We start from the raw sequence: 8,253 nt of genomic DNA on the forward strand, positions 1-8,253 counted from the left end.
GCACACCTGACATGCCTTCCCGGAGCTCCCCCTTGCCCAGCCCCTATCGCGCCATCTTCGCCGCCCCGGGAAGCCGGGAGTTCTCGGCAGCCGGATTCTTCGGCCGGATGCCGCTTTCCATGATGGGGATCGGCGTGGTGACGATGGTCTCCCAGCTCACCGGCCGCTACGGGCTGGCGGGCGCGCTCTCCGCGACGCTCGCCATGGCGGCGGCCGTCATGGGGCCGCAGGTGTCGCGGCTGGTCGACCGGCACGGGCAGCGCCGTGTGCTGCGCCCCGTCACACTGTTCGCGGCCGCGTCGGTCGCCGGGCTCCTGATCTGCGCCCAGCAGCGGCTGCCCGACTGGACCCTGTTCGTCTTCGCCGCGGGCGCCGGCTGCGTCCCGAGCGTGGGGTCGATGGTCCGGTCCCGCTGGGCCGAGATCTACCGGGGCTCCGGGCGGCAGCTGCACACCGCGTACGCGTGGGAGTCGATCGTCGACGAGGTGTGCTTCATCTTCGGGCCGATCATCTCCATCGGCCTGTGCACCGCGTGGTTCCCGGAGGCGGGGCCGCTGCTCGCCGGTGTGTTCCTGGTCATCGGTGTCTTCTGGCTGACCGCCCAGCGCGCCACCGAGCCCAGGCCGCATCCGAAGGAGCACCACACGGGCGGCTCGGCCATGCGCTCCCCGGGACTGCAGGTCCTGGTCGTCACCTTCGTCGCCACCGGGGCGATCTTCGGCGCGGTGGACGTGGTGACGGTGGCCTTCGCCGAGGAGCGCGGCCACAAGGCGGCGGCGAGTCTCGTGCTCGCGGTGTACGCCCTGGGCTCCTGCCTCGCCGGAGCCGTCTTCGGTCTGCTGCACCTGCGGGGGAAGCCGTCCGCCAGATGGCTGGTGGGGGTGTGCGCGATGGCCGTGAGTATGATCCCCCTCCAACTGGCCGGGAGCCTGCCGTTCCTGGCCGTGGCGCTCTTTGTCGCGGGCCTCGCCATCGCACCCACGATGGTGACCACGATGGCCCTCGTCGAGCAGCACGTACCGCGCACCCAGCTGACGGAGGGCATGACCTGGACCAGTACCGGACTCGCGGTCGGAGTGGCGCTCGGCTCCTCCGCCGCAGGCTGGGTGGTCGACGCCTCCGGGGCCGGGGCGGGGTACGCGGTGCCCGCCGTGGCGGGAGCGCTCGCGGCCGCGGTGGCGTTCCTGGGGTATCGCCGGCTCGGACAGCCGGTACCTACGGGAGGGCGCGGGGAAGATGACCGACACCTACGCACGGACGGCGAACACGTGGCGTAACTGGGCCGGCAACGTCACGGCCCGGCCCGCACGCGTGGAGTCCCCCGCCTCTGTCGACGAACTGGCCGATGTGCTCCGCAGGGCGTCCGCGGACGGTCTGACGGTCAAGCCCGTCGGCACCGGCCATTCGTTCACCGCGACCGCCGCCACCGACGGGGTGCTCGTACGCCCGGACCTGCTCACCGGCATCCGGGACATCGACCGTACGGCGATGACCGTCACGGTCGAGGCCGGAACCCCGCTGAAGCGGCTCAACGCCGTGCTCGCCCGGGAGGGGCTCTCCCTCACCAACATGGGCGACATCATGGAGCAGACGGTCGCCGGGGCCGTCTCCACGGGCACCCACGGCACCGGCCGCGACTCGGCGTCCGTCTCCGCGCAGATCCGCGCGCTGGAACTGGTCACGGCCGACGGCACGGTGCTGCGTTGCTCGGCCGACGAGCACCCGGACGTCTTCGCGGCGGCCCGGATCGGGCTCGGGGCGCTCGGCGTGGTCACCGCGGTCACGTTCGCGGTGGAACCGGTGTTCCTGCTGAGGGCCCGCGAGGAGCCGATGACCTTCGACCGGGTCACGACCGATTTCGAACAACTGGTCGCCGAGAACGAGCACTTCGAGTTCTACTGGTTCCCGCACACCGGCAACTGCAACACCAAGCGCAACAACCGCAGCGCGGGTCCGGCGGCTCCGCCCGGACGGGTCAGCGGCTGGATCGAGGACGAGCTGCTCTCCAACGGGATCTTCCAGGTCGCCTGTTCGGTCGGCCGGGCAGCCCCCGGGACCATCCCCGCCATCGCCAGGATCTCCAGCCGCGCGCTGTCGGCCCGTACGTACACCGACAGCCCGTACAAGGTGTTCACGAGCCCCAGGCGGGTGCGCTTCGTCGAGATGGAGTACGCCCTGCCGCGCGAGGCGGCGGTCGAGGCGCTGCGTGAGCTCAAGGCCGTGGTGGAGCGCTCGCCGCTGCGGATCAGCTTTCCGGTGGAGGTCCGCACGGCGCCGGCGGACGACATCGCGCTCTCCACGGCCTCGGGCCGGGAGAGCGCGTACATCGCGGTGCATCTGTACCGGGGCACGCCCCACCATGCGTACTTCACGGCTGTCGAGCGGATCATGACGGGATACGACGGCCGCCCGCACTGGGGCAAGATCCACACCCGGGACTCCGGCTATCTGGCCGGGGCCTACCCCCGGTTCGGCGAGTTCACCGCCCTGCGCGACCGGCTCGACCCGGACCGGCTGTTCGCCAACGACTATCTGCGCCGGGTGCTCGGCGACTGACACCGCCGCTTCAGCGGCCGGCGTCCGCTCCGGCCGCGCCGTCCCCCTTTGCCGGGGCGTCATCGGTAGCGGCCGGCTCCGGTGCCGCCGACGTGGCGCCGTCACCGGGCACCCCCGGGCTGGTGGGTTCGGGGGTCGTGGCCCCGTCGGACGCGGAGGGAGCGGGGGCGGGCCCGGATGTGGAGCCGTCGGTGGTGCCGGGCTGCGCGCCCGCCCCGTCCCCCGCGTCCGTACCGGGAGTGCTCGCGTCGCCGCCGGCCGGACGGTGGCCGTCGTCGCCGTTCTCCTCCTGGGCGGTGCCGTCGGTGCTGCCCGAGGGGTCGGGAGAGGTCGTACCCGCGGCGCGCTCCCCGCGTACGACGGAGCCGACGGTCGTCCCGCCGTCGCCGCCCAGACCGTGTCCGGAGACCAGTTCGTACACGGTGATACCGCCCATGGCCAGGACGAAGACCCCGGCAGCCGCGAGGACCGGGCGCCTCCAGCCCCGGACCCGGGTGCCGTGCGTACGGGCGTCGGAGAAGGTGTCGTCCTGATCCGCGTCACCGGGAGCCTGGTCGCCGGGCCGGACCTGGCGCAGCATCGTCGTACGGTCCGGATCTCCCGGCCGGACCTGGCGCAGGACCGCGGTGCGGTCGGAGGCCGGGTCCGGGTCCACCGTGCGCAGCGCCCTCGTGGCGTCGTCCTCCGACCGCCGCGGCGCGGGGAACGTCTCCCGGGTGCGGACGACGACCTGACGGCCCGCCGGATGCTTCACCTGGACGGTGACTTCGCGGATCTGCTCCCCCGTGCGACGGAAGAAGTGCTGGAAGACGGAGCCCCCGCAGGTGGCCACGACGCTCATCACGCCCGCACCGGCGATGGTTCCGTAGACACCGAGCTGTGAGGCCATCACCGCTGCCGCGACTGCCGCCACGGCGCTGCCCGCGACCTGCGGCAGGCTCAGATCTATGCGCCTTTCCTTGCGTTCCGCATCGTTGTGCGGCTTCTGAACCATGATCAGCCCCTGCTCGACAACTACCCCACCTTGCACCTTGAAGGGACATGTGAGCGAATCAGATAGTTCCGATTCTGGAGATTTTGTGAAGCAGCACACGCATTGGGGGCATACCGCAGACAACTGGGTAGTCCAACACCCGCGCCCGGCGAGAACTTCGGCGGCGCGCCGGGCCACCGGCGGTGGCCCGAATGGAGTACTGTGGCGAGCCCTGGGGCCGGACTCCCATACGGGTATCCGGGACCTACGGGAGGGGGCCTGAGACGGCACTCGAACCGGCGGCGCCGCGGCATCGCACGGGCGCCTGCTGCGTGGAGCGATCATCCGGTCGCTCCGCGTCGCACACAGGTGACCGTGCCATCGTGGCGTTCAGGGCCAAGGCCCGACACGCCGGGTAACTTGGCAAGGTTGTGGCAGGCTGAACCCGGGCAGGTCACACTCGACTAGCGGAAGCAGCGACGCACGTGACGTCGGCAGGCACCACCCGGGAGGTTCCCATGCCCGAACTGCGTGTCGTGGCCGTCTCAAACGACGGCACACGACTGGTGCTCAAGGCTGCGGACAGCACGGAGTACACGCTTCCGATCGATGAGCGGCTCCGTGCCGCCGTACGCAACGACCGCGCCCGGCTCGGCCAGATCGAGATCGAGGTGGAGAGCCATCTCCGCCCGCGCGACATCCAGGCGCGCATACGTGCCGGCGCCTCCGCCGAGGAGGTCGCCCAGTTCGCCGGCATCCCGGTGGACCGGGTCCGCCGCTTCGAGGGCCCTGTGCTCGCGGAGCGCGCGTTCATGGCCGAGCGCGCCCGGAAGACTCCCGTGCGCCGTCCCGGCGAGAACACCGGACCCCAGCTCGGCGAGGCGGTGCAGGAGCGTCTGCTGCTGCGCGGCGCCGACAGGGAAACGGTCCAGTGGGACTCATGGCGCCGAGACGACGGCACCTGGGAGGTCCTCCTCGTCTACCGCGTGGCCGCCGAACCGCACTCCGCGAGCTGGACGTACGACCCGCCGCGCCGGCTGGTCCAGGCCGTGGACGACGAGGCGCGCTCGCTGATCGGCGAGACCGACGACGTCACCGCCGCGGAGCCGAGCTTCCCCTTCGTGCCGCGGATCGCGCGACTGCCGCGCGACCGGCCGCTCGACCGCGCGCTGGACCGCCAGATCGAGCGTCCCGCTCCCCCCGCGCCGGAGCCGGAGGAGCGCTTCAGCGGTGTGTCCGCAGGCGAGCGCGACTCCCTGACCAGCCTCCTGGAGGCGGTGCCGAGCTTCCGCGGCGACATGATCGTCCCGGAGCGGCCCTCGCAGCCCGAACCGCCCGCGCTCGAGCCCGCGCCGCAGCAGGAGGCGGAGGCGGACGAGCCCCCGGCCGCGGCGGCGTCCGCCGGTGCGGGTTCCGCCTACGCCGATGTACTGATGCCCCGGGCCGTGGCCGGCCACCGCGACCGGCTGACCGGGACGACGGACCGCCAGGCGGAGGCGGACGGCGTACGACCGGGACGCCGGGCGGCGGTCCCGAGCTGGGACGAGATCGTCTTCGGCACACGCCGGAAGAAGCAGGACTGAGCCCCGGACCGGATGTCCGCGGCACGAGGAGGGCCCGTAGGCAGCCGCGTACGGGCCCTCGCTCCGTCCGGCACGCAGGCCGGACGGCCTCGTCAGCGCGGGTCCGGCCCCGTGGCGACGGGGCGGGACTCATCCGAGGACCACTCCGACCAGGACCCGGCGTACAGGGCGGCCCGGTGCCCGGCAAGCTCCAGCGCCAGTACCTCATGGGCGCCCGAGACGCCGGAACCGCAGTAGACGCCGATCTCGGTGCCGCTGTCGGCGCCCAGGGCGGAGAACCGGGAGGCGAGCGAGCCGGCGGGCAGGAAGCGGCCGTCCTCGCCGACGTTCTGCGCGGTCGGGGCGGACACCGCGCCGGGGATGTGGCCGCCGACGCGGTCGATCGGTTCCACGTCTCCCCGGTAGCGCTCCGCGGCCCGTGCGTCGAGCAGCAGACCGGAGCCGGCCAGTTCGGCGGCCGCGTCCGCGTCCAGGAGGCCGAGCCCGCCCGGCTCGGGCCTGAAGTCACCCTCGGCCGGCTCCGGAATGCCGGTGGTGAGCTCGCCCGTCCATGCGGCGAGACCGCCGTCCAGTACGCGGACATCGGGGTGCCCGGTCCAGCGCAGCAGCCACCACGCACGGGCCGCCGCCCAGCCCTGGCCGCCGTCGTAGACCACCACAGGGGTCTCGCGGCCGACCCCGGCCCGCCGCATGACGGCGCCGAAGGCTTCCGGGTCCGGCAGGGGATGGCGGCCGCCGCCGCCCGCCGGACCCGCGAGCTCGGAGTCGAGATCGATGAACACCGCGCCCGGGATATGCCCGGCCTCGTAGTCGGCGCGGCCGTTCGGCCCGCCGAGCTGCCAGCGGATGTCCAGGAGTACCGGCGGGCGCGGCCCTACCGACTCGCTCATGTATTCGGATGCGGTGATGATGGGCTTCATGAGTGCCATCTTCGCGCAGGGGCCGTACCCGGTGCCGTCACACCGATTGGGATGTACTGCGGCAGATCGGGCCCCGGAGTGAGCGGAAGCCGGAAAACGCGGCGGGCCGGGGTGCCTCGGAGCCCCAGTGGTGCGAGCATCTGCACGGAGCGTACGCGCCCGCATCCGTACCGCTGGACGCCGTGCTGGCTCCGTCCCCCGTACGGCCACCCCGATGGTACGAGGAGAGAGAAAGAACATGACCGAGGCTGCCGCCCGGCGCATGCCCGGAGCACCGTGCTGGGTGAGTCTGATCGTGCACGGCCTGACCGCGACGCAGGATTTCTACAGCCGGCTGTTCGGCTGGGAGTTCCGCCCCGGTCCTGAACAGCTGGGGCCGTACGTCCGCGCGTTGCTGTGCGGCAAAGAGGTCGCGGGCATCGGACAGCTCCCGCCGGACCGGCACCTCCCGATCGCCTGGACGACCTATTTCGCCACGGAGGACGCGGATGTGACGGCGGAGTCGATCCGCTCCTGCGGCGGGACGGTGGCCGTCGGCCCGCTCGACGCGGGGAACGCGGGCCGTCTCCTGATCGCGTCCGACCCGAGCGGCGCGGTCTTCGGTGTCTGGCAGGCCGCCGAGCACCTCGGTACCGCCCTGGCGGGCACGCCGGGCACCCCGGTGTGGAACGAGCTGATCACCCGGGAGACCGCGTCGGTCGCCAAGTTCTACCAGGCCGTGTTCGGATTCGGGGCCGAGGCGGTCGTCTCGGCCGACTTCGACTACCAGACACTGCATGTCCAGGACGTTCCGGTGGCCGCCCTGCACGGTGTGGGGCACGCCCTGCCGCGCGACCGGGGCCCCCATTGGATGACCTACTTCCAGGTCGCCGACACCGACGAGGCGGCGGCACGTGTGGTGGAGCTGGGCGGGCACGTGCTGCACGCTCCGCGAGAGGCCTCCAACGGCAGGCTGGCCACGGTGGCCGACCCGGAGGGTGCGGTGTTCACGATCGTCCGGCCACCGGGCAGCTGACCTCTTCCGAGGAGACCCGGCCCTGCAGACAGCCGGTCCGACGCCGGACGAGCCCCAGCGACCACTCGGGCCACGGTGGCACCAACGGCTCGATCAGCGCCCACAGCTCGTCATCCACGATCCAGGGCCGAGTACCCGCACCTCACGAGCGGCCGCACTGCCACACCGGCTACACCCCACCAGCCCACTTCACCAAGATCGTGTGACGAGTCGAAGCTCAGGCCGGGGCAACCGGCAGCACGTCCGGAGAGAGTGTGCCCGCCTGCGCAGCGGCGCTCGTCATGCGGCGGCGGTGGTGACGGCGGCAGAGGACTTCATAGCCGATGTCAGCGGCCGGCCGGTCGACGTCGCCGACGACGACCTGCTCCCCCTCCACCACCATCACTCCGCCGACCGTCCGTGCGTTGTGCGTGGCACGGGCACCACACCAGCACATGGCCTCGACCTGGAGCGTCTCTATCCGGTCCGCCAGCTCGATCAGCCGCTGCGAACCGGGGAAGAGCTTGGTACGGAAGTCCGTGGTGATGCCGAAGGCGAACACATCGAGGTCGAGGTCGTCGACGACACGGGCCAGCTGGTCGATCTGCTCGGGGGCGAGGAACTGGGCCTCGTCCACGATCACGTGGTCGACCCTGTCGCCCCTCGACATCAGGCTCACGAGGTAGCCGTACAGATCCATCCCCGGGGCGGCCTCGACCGCCTCCGTCACCAGGCCGAGCCGCGACGACAGCTTCCCCTCCCCCGCCCGGTCGTCCCGGGTGAAGATCACTCCCTGCAGCCCACGCGCCGACCTGTTGTGGCCGATCTGGAGAGCCAGGGTCCTCTTGCTTGACCATTCGCCAACTCTGTTGAGACAGGGCTCCCTGCCGAGGTGATCGGTCACGACACTTCGCTGCACTTGGCAACGGCGCTCCCGACCATTCATGTTGCGACACCAAAATCCGCCAGTAGGACCGAAGGGACCGGGGCGAGCTGCGCTTCCCCCGACCGATGGTCCTGGGCGGACCCGAGCGAGGCACACTTCGGACCGCTGCCGCAGTTCGCCCTGGCCAACTCGAACCACTCCAACCGAACCGTCCAGACCCCACGGCACGGTGGAGTGCCAGCCCTGCGGGAGTGTCATGAATCAGGTGTGGATCTCCCCGAAGGAGTGAGCCTGATGAGTACGACAACTGGTCACCTGATCGAGAGTGTCGACGGCGTGTC

7 protein-coding genes and 1 pseudogene are annotated in these 8,253 nt (G+C 71.7%); 5 read left to right on the forward strand and 3 right to left on the reverse strand.

The features are described 5' to 3' along the window. Positions 1-32: 32 nt before the first annotated feature. Positions 33-1,277: an MFS transporter gene (locus ACFYQ5_RS35500; protein ID WP_389203671.1), complete on the forward strand. Its 1,245-nt coding sequence runs from the start codon at positions 33-35 to the stop codon at positions 1,275-1,277. Next, positions 1,237-2,556, forward strand: a complete 1,320-nt coding sequence (locus ACFYQ5_RS35505; protein ID WP_389203672.1) for a D-arabinono-1,4-lactone oxidase — start codon at positions 1,237-1,239, stop codon at positions 2,554-2,556. Before ACFYQ5_RS35500 ends, ACFYQ5_RS35505 begins: the two co-directional genes overlap by 41 nt. A gap of 10 nt (positions 2,557-2,566) precedes the next feature. Here ACFYQ5_RS35505 and ACFYQ5_RS35510 read toward each other — a convergent pair whose 3' ends face one another. Then, positions 2,567-3,550 (reverse strand): hypothetical protein, encoded by a 984-nt coding sequence (locus tag ACFYQ5_RS35510; RefSeq protein WP_389203674.1) that lies wholly within the window; start codon positions 3,548-3,550, stop codon positions 2,567-2,569. Positions 3,551-4,047: 497 nt separating this feature from the next. Between ACFYQ5_RS35510 and sepH the strand changes: the two genes are divergently transcribed. After that, complete coding sequence (gene sepH / locus ACFYQ5_RS35515; RefSeq protein WP_389203676.1) at positions 4,048-5,112, forward strand: septation protein SepH; 1,065 nt, start codon at positions 4,048-4,050, stop codon at positions 5,110-5,112. A gap of 92 nt (positions 5,113-5,204) precedes the next feature. Here sepH and ACFYQ5_RS35520 read toward each other — a convergent pair whose 3' ends face one another. Further along, positions 5,205-6,032 (reverse strand): sulfurtransferase, encoded by an 828-nt coding sequence (locus ACFYQ5_RS35520; RefSeq protein ID WP_389203678.1) that lies wholly within the window; start codon positions 6,030-6,032, stop codon positions 5,205-5,207. Positions 6,033-6,270: 238 nt separating this feature from the next. On the opposite strand from ACFYQ5_RS35520, the gene ACFYQ5_RS35525 reads away from it, so the two are divergent. Further along, positions 6,271-7,047: a VOC family protein gene (locus ACFYQ5_RS35525; protein WP_389203680.1), complete on the forward strand. Its 777-nt coding sequence runs from the start codon at positions 6,271-6,273 to the stop codon at positions 7,045-7,047. Between the two features lie 217 nt (positions 7,048-7,264). On the opposite strand, the gene ACFYQ5_RS35530 is transcribed toward ACFYQ5_RS35525, so the two are convergent. After that, positions 7,265-7,930, reverse strand: a complete 666-nt coding sequence (locus ACFYQ5_RS35530) for a thymidine kinase (protein ID WP_389203682.1) — start codon at positions 7,928-7,930, stop codon at positions 7,265-7,267. Between the two features lie 105 nt (positions 7,931-8,035). On the opposite strand from ACFYQ5_RS35530, the pseudogene ACFYQ5_RS35535 reads away from it, so the two are divergent. After that, positions 8,036-8,131 (forward strand): annotated as a pseudogene (locus ACFYQ5_RS35535) (IS630 family transposase); the annotation flags it as partial. Positions 8,132-8,253: the final 122 nt, after the last annotated feature.

Source organism: Streptomyces sp. NPDC005794, assembly GCF_042871445.1.
Lineage (GTDB): Bacteria > Actinomycetota > Actinomycetes > Streptomycetales > Streptomycetaceae > Streptomyces.

Coding starts and splice junctions, on each gene's coding strand:
- ACFYQ5_RS35505 (WP_389203672.1), top strand. CDS start 1,237: ATGACCGACACCTACGCACGGACGGCGAACACGTGGCGTAACTGGGCC.
- ACFYQ5_RS35510 (WP_389203674.1), bottom strand. CDS start 3,550: ATGGTTCAGAAGCCGCACAACGATGCGGAACGCAAGGAAAGGCGCATA.
- sepH (WP_389203676.1), top strand. CDS start 4,048: ATGCCCGAACTGCGTGTCGTGGCCGTCTCAAACGACGGCACACGACTG.
- ACFYQ5_RS35520 (WP_389203678.1), bottom strand. CDS start 6,032: ATGAAGCCCATCATCACCGCATCCGAATACATGAGCGAGTCGGTAGGG.
- ACFYQ5_RS35525 (WP_389203680.1), top strand. CDS start 6,271: ATGACCGAGGCTGCCGCCCGGCGCATGCCCGGAGCACCGTGCTGGGTG.